The organism is Marinobacter sp. CHS3-4 (genome assembly GCF_030053415.1).
GTDB lineage: Bacteria > Pseudomonadota > Gammaproteobacteria > Pseudomonadales > Oleiphilaceae > Marinobacter.
This window is the reverse complement of the sequence record NZ_JASGBJ010000001.1, coordinates 299112-315030: the sequence shown is the minus strand read 5'-3', so window position 1 is coordinate 315030 and position 15919 is coordinate 299112. Positions and strand designations below refer to the sequence as shown.

General features: G+C 58.4%; 13 protein-coding genes. 8 read left to right on the top strand and 5 right to left on the bottom strand.

All coding sequences use genetic code 11. The features are described from left to right. Positions 1-13 precede the first annotated feature (13 nt). Positions 14-838: a hypothetical protein gene (locus QLQ17_RS01475; RefSeq protein WP_283207762.1), complete on the bottom strand. Its 825-nt coding sequence runs from the start codon at positions 836-838 to the stop codon at positions 14-16. Further along, on the bottom strand, positions 831-1442 hold the full coding sequence (locus tag QLQ17_RS01470) for a TetR/AcrR family transcriptional regulator (RefSeq protein WP_283207761.1): 612 nt from the start codon (positions 1440-1442) through the stop codon (positions 831-833). Before QLQ17_RS01470 ends, QLQ17_RS01475 begins: the two co-directional genes overlap by 8 nt. 202 nt (positions 1443-1644) lie before the next feature. Here QLQ17_RS01470 and QLQ17_RS01465 point away from each other — a divergent pair, with 202 nt between their 5' ends. The 5 genes from QLQ17_RS01465 to QLQ17_RS01445 all read left to right on the top strand — a co-directional run bounded on the left by QLQ17_RS01465 (position 1645) and on the right by QLQ17_RS01445 (position 8592). Beyond that, the gene (locus QLQ17_RS01465; protein WP_283207760.1) at positions 1645-3741 is read left to right on the top strand and encodes a 3-hydroxyacyl-CoA dehydrogenase NAD-binding domain-containing protein; all 2097 of its coding nucleotides are present in this window, start codon (positions 1645-1647) and stop codon (positions 3739-3741) included. A gap of 61 nt (positions 3742-3802) precedes the next feature. Next, a complete protein-coding gene (locus tag QLQ17_RS01460; protein WP_283207759.1) occupies positions 3803-4984 on the top strand; it encodes an acetyl-CoA C-acyltransferase in 1182 nt (393 codons plus the stop codon). Positions 4985-5438: 454 nt separating this feature from the next. Continuing rightward, complete coding sequence (locus QLQ17_RS01455; RefSeq protein ID WP_283207758.1) at positions 5439-6626, top strand: acyl-CoA dehydrogenase family protein; 1188 nt, start codon at positions 5439-5441, stop codon at positions 6624-6626. Between the two features lie 13 nt (positions 6627-6639). After that, the gene (locus QLQ17_RS01450) at positions 6640-7788 is read left to right on the top strand and encodes an acyl-CoA dehydrogenase family protein (protein WP_283207757.1); all 1149 of its coding nucleotides are present in this window, start codon (positions 6640-6642) and stop codon (positions 7786-7788) included. Positions 7789-7818: 30 nt separating this feature from the next. Then, positions 7819-8592 carry an SDR family oxidoreductase gene (locus QLQ17_RS01445; protein ID WP_283207756.1) on the top strand — a complete coding sequence of 258 codons (774 nt, stop codon included), beginning with the start codon at positions 7819-7821 and terminating at the stop codon, positions 8590-8592. An 8-nt stretch (positions 8593-8600) separates the two neighbouring features. On the opposite strand, the gene QLQ17_RS01440 is transcribed toward QLQ17_RS01445, so the two are convergent. Next, the gene (locus QLQ17_RS01440) at positions 8601-9344 is read right to left on the bottom strand and encodes a glucosaminidase domain-containing protein (protein ID WP_283207755.1); all 744 of its coding nucleotides are present in this window, start codon (positions 9342-9344) and stop codon (positions 8601-8603) included. A 117-nt stretch (positions 9345-9461) separates the two neighbouring features. Continuing rightward, positions 9462-11039: a flavin-containing monooxygenase gene (locus QLQ17_RS01435; protein ID WP_283207754.1), complete on the bottom strand. Its 1578-nt coding sequence runs from the start codon at positions 11037-11039 to the stop codon at positions 9462-9464. A 308-nt stretch (positions 11040-11347) separates the two neighbouring features. On the opposite strand from QLQ17_RS01435, the gene QLQ17_RS01430 reads away from it, so the two are divergent. The 3 genes from QLQ17_RS01430 to pntB are packed head-to-tail and all read left to right on the top strand — an operon-like array spanning position 11348 to position 15022. Further along, positions 11348-11998: a TetR family transcriptional regulator gene (locus tag QLQ17_RS01430; protein WP_283207753.1), complete on the top strand. Its 651-nt coding sequence runs from the start codon at positions 11348-11350 to the stop codon at positions 11996-11998. A gap of 20 nt (positions 11999-12018) precedes the next feature. After that, positions 12019-13608 carry a Re/Si-specific NAD(P)(+) transhydrogenase subunit alpha gene (locus tag QLQ17_RS01425; protein ID WP_283207752.1) on the top strand — a complete coding sequence of 530 codons (1590 nt, stop codon included), beginning with the start codon at positions 12019-12021 and terminating at the stop codon, positions 13606-13608. Between the two features lie 16 nt (positions 13609-13624). Further along, positions 13625-15022, top strand: a complete 1398-nt coding sequence (gene pntB, locus QLQ17_RS01420) for a Re/Si-specific NAD(P)(+) transhydrogenase subunit beta (protein ID WP_283207751.1) — start codon at positions 13625-13627, stop codon at positions 15020-15022. Between the two features lie 96 nt (positions 15023-15118). On the opposite strand, the gene QLQ17_RS01415 is transcribed toward pntB, so the two are convergent. Beyond that, a complete protein-coding gene (locus QLQ17_RS01415; protein ID WP_283207750.1) occupies positions 15119-15880 on the bottom strand; it encodes a substrate-binding periplasmic protein in 762 nt (253 codons plus the stop codon). Between the last annotated feature and the right edge of the window lie 39 nt (positions 15881-15919).

The window sequence follows — 15919 nt, the reverse complement described above, 5'->3', positions numbered from 1 at the left end:
GCGGACCACGGCTTCATCGGTCCGCGCGGACGTACACCCAGTTAGTTCCCACGTTATCGCAGACCAGAACGTCGCGATTGATAAAATCACACAGCGACAGGTTATCGGGCAGGTCATCGTGGTAGCGGGTCTTCACGCCCAGTTGCTGACGATCCTGTTTCAGCAATTCATAGGTTTCCGCCATACGATCCGAGAAATCCACACCGCCGCCTTCCAGTGTGTGAAAGGCGTTGTGAAACGCGGTGAAGCTCATCGTGTTTGCCCCCAGACCGATGCGCAACATTTTGGGAATGTATTGATCGTAGGCGCGGGAAAGATAGGGGATGACCGCCCCTTCATCCTCAAGGCTACCCTCGAAAGGCTCCAGCCTGAGCTGATTGTCCGGCTCCAGCACCCCCTCTTCCAATGCTGATTTTCGCTGATTCTCTGCCAACCGGTAATCGCCCTGAGAGCAGCGGATCCGCTTGCCATTCAACCGGCAGCCTGCCAGCTCGGTCTTTGGTTCTGGTTCGCTCTGCGTCTGCTGTTCTTGCCTCGGCTCCGATCTCTCTGCTGCCTGTGGTGTCAGCGCAGATTGCTCGTTTTGCGATCGTGTGGGTTTTGGAACTTTCAGTCCCAGTCGTTGAGCCGGACGCTTGAGCAACAGCGCCTGCACCTGTGGGTCATTGCGGTTGAAGTCCGGCTGGGACGGTAAGCCTGCTCCGCCGCCTTCACTGATCACCTCGCAGTAAAGACGCTCAAGGTCAGTATCGGCTGCCGACAGGCACCGCTCGTTGGCACTCGCCTCCATCGACAACAGAGCGGCGACCAGCCAACAAAGCCCGCGCCTGCTATGCATCACTGAAATCGTCCCGCTGCGCAAGTGCTACCCGAGCCATCAGATCCTCAAGCCGCTCGATGGTTTCGGCGTCCCCTTTCTTGCCAGTCAGCACCACCTGGGACCCGATGGTGGCCACATACATAAGCAGGGACAGATCACGGATACGCTGGGGATCACGGCTCAGGCGTTCGTAGAGTTCACAGTTCTGATCGATCCGCGCCTCGTCCACCTCGTTTACCAGGTCCGCTGCGTAATCGTTGCGGCGCGCAAAATCGCGGACGGCCAGTTCCACCTGCAGACGGCGGATGTTGCGGGAGGCGTCGGTCAGCAGCAGTTCCAGAATCTGCCGAAGCTCGGTTTCCAGATCACCGCCCTTGGGTTTCCAGTACTGGAGCTCATGCAGCCGTCGATCCCGCCAGCGGTTAAGAAAGCTGACCACCAGATCCTCGTGGTCCTTGAAATGCCAATAAAAGCTGCCGCGGGTGACACCCAGTTTCTTCGACAGGGTCAGTACCCTCAAATTGCCGAAACCACCGGCAGCAACCTCTCCGGCAGCGGCGTCCAGCCAGTCATCACGGGTCAGCTGGCTCTTGTCTCGGGCGGCGTGTGAAGGTTTGGTCATGGAACAACAACTTCCTGAAACGGTCGAATCGGGAGCGGCAAACATCCGCGCTATGGTAACAGACCGCCGGTTTCAAAACCGTTGACGGTGCACAAAACATACATTAGTGTATGGATCAACAATACACCAGTGTATGGACTTTTCAAACATTGATCCGTACACCGATTCCCAACCTTTGATGCCACAACCAGGGAGCTTTCTCATGAGTTCTGCCCATTACGACTTGCACGGCCACACCGCCGTCATCCGACTCGACAATCCGCCTGTGAACGGGCTCGGCCTTGAACTTCGACGGGGCATTGTCGACGGCATTCAAAAAGCCGAGGCTGACGATGCTGTGAAAGCCGTGGTCCTGATCGGCTCCGATCGTGCCTTTTCCGGCGGCGCCGACATCAGCGAATTCGGCACCGACAAAGCCATGGCAGAACCGATTCTGACCACCGTCATCAACTATGTGGAAACCAGCCGCAAGCCGGTGATTGCGGCCATTAGCGGCGCCTGCATGGGTGGCGGTCTGGAACTGGCCCTGGGTTGTCATTACCGCATTGCCAAGCCGGACGCGCAGATCGCCCTGCCGGAAGTGAAGCTGGGGCTGCTGCCCGGCGCAGGCGGCACCCAGCGCCTGCCGCGGGTGATTGGTGCCGAACACGCCGTGAACATGATCGTCTCCGGCAGCGTGGTTCCGGCCAAACAGTTCAAGGGCAGCGCCCTGTTCGATGAAATCATTGACGGCGAACTCCAGGACGCGGCCATTGCCTATGCCTGCAAAGTGGTCAGCGAAGGCCTGCCGCTGAAGAAAGTGCGGGATCTGAAAGCCAAGCACCCGAATCCGGAAGGCTTCTTCATGTTCACCAGCAACACCGTTGGTGCCATGGCGAAGAACTACCCGGCGCCGCTGAAATGCGTCGAGGCAGTGAAAGCGGCCGTCACCATGCCCTTCGACAAGGGCATGGAAGTCGAGCGCGAGGCGTTCGTGAACCTGATGCAGACCCCGGAATCCCGCGCCCTGCGTCACGCGTTCTTCTCCGAGCGTTTGACCAGCAAGATCGCCGATGTCCCCTCTGACACGCCTACCCGTGATATCAAATCCGTTGGCGTCATCGGCGGCGGAACCATGGGCACCGGCATCAGCATCAACTTCCTGAACGCCGGCATCCCCGTCACTCTGGTTGAAATGAAGCAGGAAGGCCTGGACCGCGGCATCGAGGCCATTCGCAAGGTCTACGAAGGCCGGGTCAAGAAAGGCCGCATGAGCGAAGACGACGCCAAGGCCAAGATGGACCTGCTGACGCCGTCGCTCAGCTATGACGACCTGAGCAACGTCGACCTGGTTATCGAGGCCGTGTTCGAAGAGATGGGCGTGAAACAGTCCGTGTTCGAGAAGCTGGATGAAGTGTGCAAATCCGGCGCAATCCTCGCGTCCAACACCTCCACCTTGGACCTGGACAAGATCGCCAGCTTTACCAAGCGCCCGGAAGACGTCATTGGCCTGCACTTCTTCAGCCCGGCCAACATCATGAAGCTGCTGGAAGTAGTGCGCGGTGAGAAAACCGCTAAAGATGTGCTGGCCACCGCCATGAAACTGGCCAAGACCATCAAGAAAACCGCAGTGGTCTCCGGCGTCTGCGATGGTTTCATCGGCAACCGTATGATCAATCAGTACCAGCGTGAAGCGCTGCTGATGCTGGAAGAAGGCGCCAGCGTCCAGCAAATCGACAAGGCCATCGAAAAGTTCGGCTTTGCGATGGGCCCGCTGCGCATGGCCGACCTGGCCGGCGGCGACATCGGCTGGGCGATCCGCAAGCGTCAGTACGAAGAAAACCCGGACATGGTGAAAATGGTTCTGGCCGACCGCCTCTGTGAAATGGGCCGCTACGGTCAGAAGACCGGCGCCGGTTTCTACCGCTACGAGCCGGGCAACCGCAACGCCCTGCACGATCCGGAAGTGGATAAGGTGGTCGACGAAGTCCGCGCCGAGCTGGGCATCACCCCGCGCAAGATCAGCAATCAGGAAATCGTTGAACGTTGCGTGTACGCACTGGTGAACGAAGGCGCCCAGATCCTGGACGAAGGCATCGCCCAGCGCGCTTCGGACATCGACATGGTCTACCTGACCGGTTACGGCTTCCCCGTGTTCCGCGGTGGCCCCATGCACTACGCCGAAGAGGTCGGGCTGCCGAACGTGGTTCGCGCCATGCAGGCCTTTACCGAAGACCGTCACACCCAGCCTGGTTTCTGGAAGCCCGCGGCCCTGTTGGCCAAGCGCGCTGAAGAAGGCAAAGGTTTCGACGCCAAATAACCGGTTCACGAATTGATCCGGGGCGGCTTATTGAATGCCGCTCCGCACTAGGAGAATTGTTATGTCCAATGATGTTGTCATCGTATCCACAGCCCGCACGCCCCTGGCCAAATCCTGGCGCGGCGGCCTGAACATGACCCACGGCGCCACACTGGCAGGCCACGCGATCCAGCACGCGGTTGAGCGCTCCAAAGTCGACCCCAACGAAATCGAAGACGTTCTGATGGGCTGCGCCCTGCCGGAAGGCTCTACCGGTAACGACGTTGCTCGCATGGGTGCGATTCGCGCGGGGCTGCCAGTCACGGTCGGCGGCGCTACCATCAACCGTTTCTGCTCGTCCGGTTTGCAGGCCATCGCCATGGCCGCCCAGCACATCGCGGTTGATAAAGTGCCCGTGATGGTCGCTGGTGGCGTGGAATCCATCTCCACTGTGCAGGCCAACGTGAACCAGAACTACTTCATGGAACCCTGGCTGGCGAAGAACAAGCCGGAGCTGTACTGGTCGATGCTGGACACTGCTGAAACGGTGGCCAAGCGTTATGACATCAAGAAAGAAGACATGGACGAATACGGCGTCCGCAGTCAGAACCTGGCCACCCAGGCCCGGGAAGACGGCAAGTTCGACGACGAAATCGTACCCATCACCACCACCATGGGCGTGGCTGACAAGGCCACCGGCCAGCTCAGCAGCCAGGAAGTGACCGTCAGCCAGGACGAAGGCATTCGCCCGGACACCAACCTGGAAGGCGTGAGCAAAATCCGCTCCGCAATGGAAGGTGGCGTGGTCACCGCCGGCAACGCCAGCCAATTCTCCGACGGCGCGTCAGCCTGTGTACTGATGGACAGCAAAGTCGCCGAACAGCGCAACGCTACCCCGCTGGGCATCTTCCGCGGCTTCGCAGTGGCCGGTTGTGAGCCCGACGAAATGGGCATTGGCCCTGTCTTCGCAGTACCCAAGTTGTTGAAGCGTGCCGGCCTGACCGTAGACGACATCGGCCTGTGGGAACTCAACGAAGCCTTCGCCGTTCAGGTCCTCTACTGCCAGCGCAAACTCGGCATCCCGATGGACCGTTTGAACGTCAACGGCGGCGCCATCGCAGTGGGTCACCCCTACGGCACCACCGGCTCACGCCTGGTCGGCCACGCGCTGATCGAGGGTAAGCGTCGCGGTGTGAAGTATGTGGTCGTCACCATGTGCGTTGGCACTGGCATGGGTGCGGCTGGCTTGTTTGAGGTTGCCTAAGACTCCGGGTGACTGAAGCCTCGGTGGCCTATGGCTCCGGTGGAAGTGGCCGTTGGGAGGGGGTATCCAAAACACGCTCCTTACGGCACGTCCATGTGACGCTCGGGCTCCGCCATCCATGGCTCCGCACGGTTTTGGACACCCCCTCCCAACGGCCACCCATAGCTCGGTGCAATGAGGAACAGGTGCCTATGATTAACACTGGATCAGATCGGCCAAGTGGAGTCCCTAAAAGCAGGCAAGAACAAACTCGAAGCGTTGGTCGGTAACGGCCTTTCAAAAATGTGCGGAGCCAGGGATGGCGGAGCCCAAGCGCACACGGACGTGTTCACAGCGTTTTTTGAAAGGCCGTTACCGACCGACGCCACCACCAAAGTTTTAGGCCAGGCAGTAAAACTCGCAGGCCGCTCAACATTAGAACCATTTACCTCAGCCATCAGACAAGAGGTGCAACATGGACCTGAATTACACCCCCGAACAAGAGGCCTTTCGCGCCGAAGTTCGACAGTTCCTGGAAGACAACCTTCCGGACGACATTCGCGAACGCGTACAGAAGCGCCTGCGCCACGACAAGGAAATGACCCAGCGCTGGCAGAAGATCCTGTACGAGAAAGGCTGGGGTGCCTCCACCTGGCCGGAAGAGTTTGGCGGCCCGGGTTGGAGCCCGATTGAACAGATCATCTTCGAAGAAGAGTGCGCCCTCGCCGGCGCCCCGCGTCAGCTCGATTTCGGCCTGCGCATGGTCGCTCCGGTGATCATGACCTTCGGCAACGAGGAGCAGAAAAAGCGCTTTCTGCCGGGCATCCTGAGCGGTGAAGACTGGTGGTGTCAGGGATATTCCGAACCCGGCGCTGGTTCTGATCTGGCCTCACTGCGCACCTCCGCCAAACGCGAGGGCGACCACTACATCGTCAACGGCCAGAAAACCTGGACCACGCTCGGCCAGCACGCCGACTGGATCTTCTGCCTGGTGCGCACCAGCAACGAAGGCAAGCCCCAGCAGGGCATTTCCTTCCTGCTGATCGACATGAACGATCCCGGCATCGATGTGAAACCCATCATCATGCTGGACGGCGAGCACGAGATTAACGAGGTCTACTTCGACAACGTGAAAGTGCCCGCCGAAAACCTCATCGGCGAAGAGAATCAGGGCTGGACCTACGCCAAGTTCCTGCTGGGCCATGAGCGCACCGGCCTCGCCAACGTGGGCCAGTGGAAAGCGCTGATGAAACGGCTCAAGACAGTGGCTCACGAAGAGCAGGATGGCCAGCGGCCGCTGATCGAGAACACCCGCTTCCGGGATCGTCTGGCACAGCTGGACATCGAACTGCGCGCGCTTGAACTGACGGTTCTGCGGGTACTCACCGACAAGCGTGGCCCCGGCCCGCAGGCATCAATCCTGAAGATCCGCGGTACCGAAATCGGCCAGAAGCTGTTCGAGCTGTTGATGGAAGCCACGGGTCAGGACGCCATCGCCCACATTCCAGACGCACTGGAACTGGACTACAACGGCCCCCGCGCTGGATCGATCGATGCAACACCGGCGGCCGGTGACTACTTCAACATGCGCAAGCTGTCGATCTTTGGCGGGTCCAACGAGATCCAGCGCAACATCATCGCTCAACTCGTGCTTGGTCTTTAAAGGAGGCGGTCTTATGAATTTCGATCTTACCGACGAACAGCAAATGCTGAACGACTCGTTACGCCGCTTTGTGTCCAACGAGTACAGCTTTGAAAAGCGCAGCACCTTCATTGATGCCGGCAAAGGCTCCGACCCGCAGACCTGGTCTGCCCTGGCCGACATGGGCCTGCTGGCGTTCACCTTTCCCGAAGCCTTCGGCGGGCTGGACGGCAATGCAGTAGACACCATGGTGGTCATGGAAAACTTTGGCCGCGGCCTGGTGGTCGAGCCCTACCTTGCCACGGTCGTCCTGGCCGGCGGACTCATTCGCGACGTGGGTAACGACGCCCAGAAAGACGAATGCCTCTCCGCCATTGCCAGCGGCGAACGAAAGATGGCCCTTGCCCACTACGAGCCAGGCGCCCGTTACAATCTGAGCCTGGTACAGACCACCGCCCGCAAGGACGGCGATCATTTCATGGTCAGCGGCCAGAAGACTGCGGTCATCCATGGCGGTCAGGCGGATCAACTGGTGGTCTCAGCGCGGACCAGCGGCAACGCCACTGACGAATCCGGGCTGTCACTGTTCATCATCGACGCCAACGCCAAGGGCGTGAAGATTGATGACTACGCGGCCCACGACGGTTACCGCATCGCCGACATCAGTTTCTCCAACGTTGCCGTCAGTGCCGACAACCTGTTGGGCGAGCTGGATCAGGCCTTCCCACACATTGAAAAGGCCATGGATCTGGGCATCGCGGCCGTGTGTGCGGAAGCGGTCGGCGCCATGGAAGCCATGAACGAAACCACCCTGGAATACATCAAAACCCGGAAACAGTTCGGTGTGCCCATCGGCAAGTTCCAGGTGCTGCAACATCGCATGGCCGACATGTTCATCCAGGCCGAGCAGTCCAAATCCATGGCAATTCTGGCGGCCAACACCGCCGATTCCGACGACCGGGCCGAGCGCCGTAATGCGCTCTCCATGGCCAAGACGCTGGTTGGCCAGGGCGTCCGCTACGTGGCACAGGAAGGCGTGCAGTTACACGGTGGCATGGGCGTGACCGACGAAATGTTCGCGGCGCACCTGTTCAAGCGTTTAACCACCATCAACCTGCTGTTTGGCGATGCGGATCATCACCTGGCTCAGGTGAGCGATCAGTTGCTGGCTAAAAGTGCCTGATTCAACGGACGGACAAACAAGGACTTTTCTATGAGCGTGAAAAACCTGCTGGACCTCACTGGCAAAGTGGCTTTCATCACCGGCGGCTCCCGGGGTCTGGGCCTGCAAATGGCCGAGGCGCTGGGTGAACTGGGTGCGAAAATTGCCATCAGTGCCCGCAAGCAGCATGAGCTGGATGCGGCGAAGGAACATCTGGAAAGCCAGGGCGTAACGGTGGTGACCATTGCGGCGGATCTGGGCGACCTCGAGGGCATTCCGAAGGTGGTCGATCAGGTGGTGGATCAACTGGGCGACATCGACATCCTGGTGAACAATGCCGGGGCAACCTGGGGTGCACCGGCGGAGGACTACCCGCCCGAAGGCTGGATGAAGGTGATGAACCTGAATGTGAACGCAAGCTTCTTCCTGACCCAGACCGTGGGCAAGCGCTGCATGATCCCGCGCAAGACCGGCAAGGTGATCAACATTGCATCGATTGCAGGCCTGTCCGGCAACCCGGAAGGCATGAAGACCATCGCCTACAACACCAGTAAAGGCGCCATGGTGAATTTCACCCGCGCGTTGGCTTCCGAATGGGGTGCTTACAACATCAACGTGAATGCTCTGTGTCCGGGCTTTTTCCCGTCCAAGATGTCTCAGGGACTACTGGATGCCCAGGGCGAGAAAATGCTGGAGCGCATTCCGCTGAACCGGTTCGGCGGCGAGGAAGATCTGAAAGGCGCTGCGGTACTGCTGGCCTCGGAAGCCGGCCGCCACATCACCGGCCAGGCTCTGACGGTGGATGGCGGCACGCTGGTGAGTTAAGAAGCGAGTTACAGGTCGTGCTTGGCCAGTTCGTTGTGGCGCATCATGGCCCGTAGCTCTTCTATGTATTCGGCTCCGCGCTCGGAGTATTTGCCGAGTCCGGCGGCGAGGGCATAGCCCGTAACCGGCTGGCCATTAAGGCGCAGGGTCGAACGGACTTGGCGCAACGGCTCGTAGGCGTTGTGGGTATTCAGATTTTCCATGTAGCGCTGAACCGACTGTCGCGGCGAATCAAAATCGGCCACCTCGTGGGTTTTGCCGGCATCCCGGCTATTTGGCACCAGCCCACAGCCTTTCTCGAAACACCACTGGCCAAAGTAGTTGTTGCCCTTGGTGGCGAACCTGGATGTGCCCCAGGCGCTTTCATTGGCTGCCTGAGACAGCGCCAGTGAGGGCGGAACAATATCGACCCGGCGCAGCAGATCCGCCCAGGCGGCCTGATCTTCTACATCAAAGTCGTCCATACCGTAGTCTGCGGCAATATCCTGGATAGTGCCTTCATCCCACCAGCCGATGGAATCCGGATCTTCGTGCCAGGCAAGCAATTCTTCACGAATTTCGGCAATTTTGGCGTTTTCTTCCTGGATAATTGGCAAAAAGTAGCCGAAAAAGGCGTCTTTTCGCTCGGAGCCCGCTTCGTAGTCCTTGAAGTCGGGAACGCTCGATCCCCCGAATACGAAACCCAGCACAACCAGTACAAGCACGCCGCCTGCGATCAAACCATATTTTTTGTTTCTTTCACTGTCGGCCATGACAACCTCGGATAATCCTGTTTGGCGAATGGGCAGTGACCGTTTGTGGCCACGTCAACGACGTTCATACGTGCAACCAACCTTAGCAGTTCAACTCTGCCCAGCGCCAAAGACTCCTCACATGGCTGGTGCCGCCGCACTTATTGAAACGGCACTCGGTTCACACAAGTACTGTCTGGCATCAAACCGCCTGGTCTGCTGCCGGAACTGCCAGGTAAAGCCGGGCCAGAGCGTGGTGTTTTTGCCGTTCTCGTTGACGTACCAGCTTTTGCATCCGCTTTGCCACACGGAATCCCCGAGCTTGGCATGAATGGACGCGTTGTAACGGCTTTGCGCATCGGGCTTTACTTCAACGCTCTGCCAACCGTGGCGATCCATCTTTTTCAGGGCATCCATCACGTACTGAATCTGGCTTTCGATCATGTACACCATGGAGCTGTGACCCAGCCCGGTGTTGGGGCCCATCAGCATGAAGAAATTGGGAAAGCCCGTGACGGTGACGCCCTTGTACGCTTCCGCTCCGTCCGCCCAGGCCTCCAACAGGTCCTGGCCCCCACGGCCTTTCACCATGCCTTTCGGGATGGGATCCTGAGCTTTGAAGCCTGTGCCGAAGATGATGCAGTCCACTGGCCGCTCTTCGCCGTTACGCTCAACAATGGCGTTGGCCCTTACCTCGCGGATTCCATCGGTCAACACGTCCACGTTGTCCTGTGCCAGCGCCGGATAGTAGTTGTTTGAAATCAACACACGCTTACAGCCGAAGTGAAAGTCCGGCGTCACTTTTTTGCGCAGGGTTTTGTCCTTGATCTGGTTGCGGATGTGCCGGCGAGCCTGCAGCTCGCCAATCTTGAGAATACGTGGGTCACCCACGAATCCAAGCACGCGCGCCTCCAGAGACCAGTAAATACTCTGGCGAAAGGCATTCAGAGACTGTGGAAAGCGCTTGAACAGAGCCCGCTCCAGAGGGCGAATCGGGCGATCCGGCTTGGGCACAATCCAGGGCGCCGTGCGCTGATACAGATCGAGATGGGCGGCGTCTTTGGCCACTTCTGGCACGAACTGGATGGCCGAGGCACCGGTGCCGATGACCGCCACCCGCTTACCGCGGAAATCGTAGTCGTGGTCCCAGTGCTGAGAGTGAAACTGCTTGCCCTGGAAGTTCTCCAGACCCTCGATGGACGGATACGCCGGTGTACTCAAACCACCCATGCCAGAAACGACGATGTCCGCTTTGATGGTGCTCATCGTGGGTAGCGCGTCATCCGACCGATCCAACGCATCGCCGGCCACCATGTTCCGTTGCGTCATGTAATCCCATAACGCCGGCGCATCGCAGGTTTCGACGGTCCAGCGATGACGTCTCTCATCGAATCTGGCACCGGCAACGTGGGTGTTCAACTGGATGTGGTCCATCAGGCCGTACTTCTCGGCGCAGTGCTTCAGGTAAGCCTTGATCTCTTCCTGGCGTGCGTACATGCGGGTCCAGTTCGGGTTCTGCTCGAAAGAGAACGAGTACAGCGCCGACTGCACATCGCAGGCGCAACCGGGGTAATGGTTCTCATGCCAGGTGCCGCCGATATCGTCACTTTGTTCCAGAATGACGAAGTCGTTGTACCCGGCCTCTTTCAGTTTGATGCCCAGGCCCAGGCCTGAGAACCCGGTGCCGACGATGGCAACGCGAACCGACGATTTCATAGATCCACCTCATTGCGTGCTGGCCTAGTGGCCTGTTGTTGTTGGTCGCCTGATTTCAGGCGGTATACACTTGTATACACAATGAGTTTGCGGGGCGTATATGACTCTGCCCTCAGTTGGCCCCGGCCAACCGATGGCTGTCCCATTTCCACTGAGATTGGGTGCATGGCATCGGAGTGATGGAGAGTCATGCTTTCGGAAAACGCTATGAACACGTCCGTGTGCGCTTGGGCTCCGCCATCCATGGCTCCGCACGTTTCCGAAAGCATGACTCTCCACCACTCCTAAACTTGGCAGGAATCCTAAACATGAAAGCCATCACTGGCGGAAAACTGAAACTGATTCAGGCAGCACTCCGGCTGATTACAGAAAGCCGAAGTCTGACGTCACTTGGTTTAAGAGAACTGGCCCGCGAGGCCGGGTTGAATCCGAACACCTTTTACCGGCACTTCAGAACCCTCGATGAATTTGGGCTGCAGGTGCTCGGCTACGTCGCCGAAGACATGAAAGCCGAAGTGCGCAAACTTCGTCAGATGGCGGCATCTTCCGAACAGGCAAGCCATGACACGGTTTCTTTCGTATACGAATACTTCGCGGCCAATCCAGCCGCGATAACCGTCGCTGTTCGGGAACTGCACGGTCCCTCCCCATTGCTGCGCAATGCACTGGAACATCAGCTTGCTGCCAGCGCCAGGGAAATGGCAGAAGACATCATCGAAAGGAATCTGGTGACATTGGTGGCACCCGTCACAATCCATGAAATCTCCCAGATGACCATTCGGTATATTCTTTTCCGAGCGATGGACTACATTGATAAACCTGACCAGCGCGTTACCATTCGCGAGGAAACTGAGCGGTTTATCAACCGACAATTCCGCGGCGCCATGCTGGATGCGCTGTCGGGAACCGATGTACAGGCTTTGCTAGCCAACTATAAAAACTCACCCAATGACGGGTAGTTCCGGAGGATTCAGAGACCATGAAAATAGGCATTCCAAAGGAAATATTTGAGGACGAAAGGCGCGTTGCCGCTACGCCCACGTCGGTCAAGAAGCTGATCGATCTTGGATACGAGGTGTTGATCGAAAGCGGTGCCGGTGACTCCGCCGATTACGCCGACGACACCTACAAAACCGCCGGCGCATCCATCATCGAGGATACCAAAACCCTATGGAGCGACGCGGATCTGATCCTGAAGGTCCGTGCGCCGATGAAAAACACCAAACTCCGGAAGCACGAAGCTGACCTGATGAAAGAAGGCAGCTACCTGATCAGTTACATCTGGCCAGCTCAGAACCCGGAATTGCTAGAGCATCTGGCAAAGAACAAGATTACCTCCCTGGCGATCGACAGTTTGCCGCGCATCAGCCGTGCCCAGAAGATGGACGCATTGAGCGCCATGGCCAACATAGCCGGCTACCGTGCGGTGATTGAAGCCGCCAACCATTTTGGTCGCTTCTTTACCGGCCAGGTGACCGCCGCTGGCAAGGTTCAGCCTGCAAAGGTGATGGTCATCGGAGCCGGCGTGGCCGGCCTCGCGGCTGTCGGTGCGGCTAACAGCATGGGCGCCATCGTGCGGGCCTTCGACACCCGACTTGAAGTGAAGGAACAGGTCGAAAGCATGGGAGCCGAGTTCCTGGAGCTAGACTTCGACGACGAGGACGGCAGTGGCTCCGGCGGTTACGCCAAACAAATGAGCGACGAGTTCATCAAAGCCGAAATGGCCTTGTTCGCGGAGCAGGCGAAGGAGGTGGACATCATCATCACCACCGCCCTGATTCCCGGCAAACCGGCACCCAAGCTGATTACCGAAGAGATGGTCAAATCCATGAAACCGGGCAGCGTGATAGTGGATCTGGCCTCCGAGCGTGGCGGTAACTGCGAAGTCACCGAGCCGGGCAAAGTGGCCACTAAGCACGGCGTCACTCTGATTGGTTACACGGATCTGCCCAGCCGCATGTCGAAAGTGGCCAGCGACCTGTATGCCACCAACCTGACCCACCTGATGACCGACCTGACGCCGGAGAAAGACGGCAAGCCAGTGGTCAACATGGACGACGAAGTGATTCGCGGCCTCACCGTGGTGAAGGAGAACGACGTCACCTGGCCACCACCCCAGCCAGAAAAGCCCGCCCAGCCACTACACAAACCGGGAACGGAAGAACCGTCTCCAGCGGAAACCCAGGCGGCAAAAGAGGCCGCCGAGAAAGCGGCGAAGAAGAAAAGCCTGATCGGCAAGCTCGCCCTGCTGGCCGTGACGGTGTTTGCGCTGTATGGCGTGGGTGCACACGCGCCCGAGAGCTTCCTCAGCCACTTCACAGTGTTTGTGCTGTCCTGCTTTATTGGCTGGCAGGTGATCTGGAACGTGACACCGTCACTGCACACGCCTTTGATGAGCGTAACCAACGCCATCAGCGGCATCATCGTGATTGGTGCGATGCTCCACCTGGCACAAGCGGAAAATTTCGCCGTTGGCATCATGGCGTTCATCGCCGTGCTGATCGCCAGCATCAACATCGGGGGCGGCTTCTACGTCACCCACCGCATGCTCAAAATGTTCCGCAAATAAGTAGGAGACGCCCAACATGAGTACAGGAATGGTGAGCGTGGCCTACGTGGTCGCGAGTGTTTTGTTTATCTTGAGCCTGGGTGGCTTGAGCCACCAGGAATCTGCCCGCCGCGGTAACCTTTATGGCGTGGCCGGTATCATCATCGCCGTGGGTGCGACCCTGGCGAGTTTCGGCGCGGATGGCGGCATCATCGCCATTGTGATCGCCATTGCGATTGGTGCCGGTGTCGGCATCCCCATTGCCAACAAGGTGGAAATGACCCAGATGCCACAGTTAGTGGCCCTGCTGCACAGCTTTGTGGGTCTGGCCGCGGTGCTGGTCGGTTTCTCCGGTTACATCGAACCCCTGGTCGCAACCAGCGGCACCGAGCACACCATCAAACTGGTGGAAGTCTACCTGGGCATCTTCATTGGTGCGGTTACCTTCACTGGCTCGCTGGTGGCCTGCGGTAAGCTGGACGGCCGCATCGACAGCAAGGCGCTGACACTGCCGGGCCGCCACTGGATGAATCTGGCCGCCATTATTGCCTGTGTGGTGCTTGGCGCCTGGTTCCTGGGTACCGACAGCATGGGTCTGGGCATTTTCTACCTGGTGATCATGACCGTCATCGCGTCGGTTCTGGGCATCCACCTGATCATGGCCATTGGCGGCGCCGACATGCCGGTCGTGGTGTCGATGCTTAACAGCTACTCCGGCTGGGCCGCAGCGTCCATCGGTTTCATGCTGGGCAACGACCTGCTGATCGTCACCGGCGCCCTGGTGGGCAGTAGCGGTGCCATCCTCAGTTACATCATGTGTAACGCCATGAACCGCTCGTTTATCAGCGTCATCCTCGGTGGTTTCGGTCAAACCAGTAGCAGTTCCGCCGCTGGCGGAGAGGAACAGTCTGTCTATGAAACCAACGTTGACGAGGTGTGCGAAGAACTGCGCAATGCACGTTCGGTGATCATTGTGCCGGGTTACGGCATGGCAGTCGCCCAGGCCCAGAATGGCGTCAGCGACATGACCAAGTACTTGCGCGACAAGGGCGTGAACGTGCGCTTCGGGATTCACCCGGTCGCCGGCCGTCTGCCCGGGCACATGAACGTGCTGCTGGCCGAAGCCCACGTCCCCTATGACATCGTGCTGGAAATGGATGAAATCAACGAAGATTTCCCGGACACCGACGTGGTGCTGGTCATCGGCGCCAACGACACGGTGAATCCGGCGGCTGCCGAAGATCCGAGCAGCCCGATCGCAGGCATGCCCGTGCTGGAAGTGTGGAAAGCAGGACAAGTGGTTGTGCTGAAGCGTGGCATGGCTTCTGGTTATGCGGGCGTGGAAAACCCGCTGTTCTTCAAGGACAACACCCGCATGCTGTTTGGCGATGCCAAAGAGAGCGTCGACAAGCTGGTGTCTGGTTTGCGCGGCTAAGGCTGGCTGACCAGTACACGTTGAAAAAGGGGGCCTTCATGGCCCCTTTTTTTGTTCACCGTAGATCGTCGCGAAAGAGTAGAGAAAGCTGGCCATTCATAAAGGGCCATTGTTGTCGGTGAAGTCAATATAAAAGCGGCCCGCATGACGCCGGTAGGTGCCGTCAGCTTTGAGTTTCCGGAGAACCTTTGAGAGCGCCTCGAGAAACTCGCGATTATGGGGCGTATCGTAGCAGGTCAACCGATCGTACCCATTGAACAACGGGTAGTTAGGCGCGTAATTGAGCCCGTCGAGATGAGGGGCGATATCGGGGATGGCCGCGATCAATGCATCAATACGTCCCTGGCGCAGCAAGGCTATGTTCTGCTCGTCGCTATTGACCATGATGAGTTCGATGTCCGGACCAATCGCTGGCCGGTAATACTGATCGTGCCCCAGGACGCCGGCCACCCGCATGCCGATGAGTTCCTCCGGGCTTGTCAGAGCAGACTCTGATTCTGGCGTAAACATGAAGTAACGGAAGGCGCCAAAAGGGAAACTGGCTATGATGCTGTCCGGACCCAGTCTCCTTTTCACGACATCCGTGAAAGAGAAAATGCAGTCCGCTTGCTGCTGTTCAAAAACCAGCAGCGCTCTTTTATAGGGGAAAACCGCTTGATTCACACTGTAATCCAGCTGCTTCAGCGCATCGGTCATAATGCGTTGGTAGACCCCAGACTGGTCTTGCTCCAATAAACTCGTGATACGAGGAACTGCTATCTTTATGGTGGTGTTTTCCCTCGCGCTAGCGGGCAACGCCGAAAACAAGAGGGCAAGGAGTAAAACACCACAGCTGGCATGAAGGTTGATTACAGACATCACAGGATTCCCGAAAAGCCGGGGAAGGCAACATTTTTT

What these genes read in the sequence shown, in the direction of transcription:
- QLQ17_RS01475 (WP_283207762.1), bottom strand. Translation starts at nt 838, where the DNA reads ATGCATAGCAGGCGCGGGCTTTGTTGGCTGGTCGCCGCTCTGTTGTCG.
- QLQ17_RS01470 (WP_283207761.1), bottom strand. Translation starts at nt 1,442, where the DNA reads ATGACCAAACCTTCACACGCCGCCCGAGACAAGAGCCAGCTGACCCGT.
- QLQ17_RS01465 (WP_283207760.1), top strand. Translation starts at nt 1,645, where the DNA reads ATGAGTTCTGCCCATTACGACTTGCACGGCCACACCGCCGTCATCCGA.
- QLQ17_RS01460 (WP_283207759.1), top strand. Translation starts at nt 3,803, where the DNA reads ATGTCCAATGATGTTGTCATCGTATCCACAGCCCGCACGCCCCTGGCC.
- QLQ17_RS01455 (WP_283207758.1), top strand. Translation starts at nt 5,439, where the DNA reads ATGGACCTGAATTACACCCCCGAACAAGAGGCCTTTCGCGCCGAAGTT.
- QLQ17_RS01450 (WP_283207757.1), top strand. Translation starts at nt 6,640, where the DNA reads ATGAATTTCGATCTTACCGACGAACAGCAAATGCTGAACGACTCGTTA.
- QLQ17_RS01445 (WP_283207756.1), top strand. Translation starts at nt 7,819, where the DNA reads ATGAGCGTGAAAAACCTGCTGGACCTCACTGGCAAAGTGGCTTTCATC.
- QLQ17_RS01440 (WP_283207755.1), bottom strand. Translation starts at nt 9,344, where the DNA reads ATGGCCGACAGTGAAAGAAACAAAAAATATGGTTTGATCGCAGGCGGC.
- QLQ17_RS01435 (WP_283207754.1), bottom strand. Translation starts at nt 11,039, where the DNA reads ATGAAATCGTCGGTTCGCGTTGCCATCGTCGGCACCGGGTTCTCAGGC.
- QLQ17_RS01430 (WP_283207753.1), top strand. Translation starts at nt 11,348, where the DNA reads ATGAAAGCCATCACTGGCGGAAAACTGAAACTGATTCAGGCAGCACTC.
- QLQ17_RS01425 (WP_283207752.1), top strand. Translation starts at nt 12,019, where the DNA reads ATGAAAATAGGCATTCCAAAGGAAATATTTGAGGACGAAAGGCGCGTT.
- pntB (WP_283207751.1), top strand. Translation starts at nt 13,625, where the DNA reads ATGAGTACAGGAATGGTGAGCGTGGCCTACGTGGTCGCGAGTGTTTTG.
- QLQ17_RS01415 (WP_283207750.1), bottom strand. Translation starts at nt 15,880, where the DNA reads ATGTCTGTAATCAACCTTCATGCCAGCTGTGGTGTTTTACTCCTTGCC.